This is a genomic window from Paraburkholderia sp. SIMBA_053 (assembly GCF_046534895.1).
GTDB classification, from domain to species: domain Bacteria; phylum Pseudomonadota; class Gammaproteobacteria; order Burkholderiales; family Burkholderiaceae; genus Paraburkholderia; species Paraburkholderia caledonica.
This window is the reverse complement of sequence record NZ_JAWRXU010001809.1, coordinates 1-233: the sequence shown is the minus strand read 5'-3', so window position 1 is coordinate 233 and position 233 is coordinate 1. Positions and strand designations below refer to the sequence as shown.

Genomic DNA, 233 nt, shown 5'->3' with positions numbered 1-233 from the left:
CAATGCAGATGGCGGCAATCGAGCGTCACGTTGGCCGGGTCGTTATGCGGCTCGAACAGCGCATGAAAATGCGCGGTCGATGCGAAGAACAGCGTGCCGCGCGGCGCGTGGGTCGTTTCGCCCGATGCGTCGTCGAGCGTTTCGCTGCGAATCTCGCTCGCGTGCTGCCACGCGAAGTTCAGCGCCGAAACGACGATGCCGCACAGCACGGCCGTCGCGAGATCGGTGAACAC

General features: G+C 64.4%; 1 pseudogene. It reads right to left on the bottom strand.

The annotated features are described in order from the left end of the window. Positions 1 to 233 (bottom strand): annotated as a pseudogene (locus tag SB753_RS41750) (sodium-independent anion transporter); the annotation flags it as partial.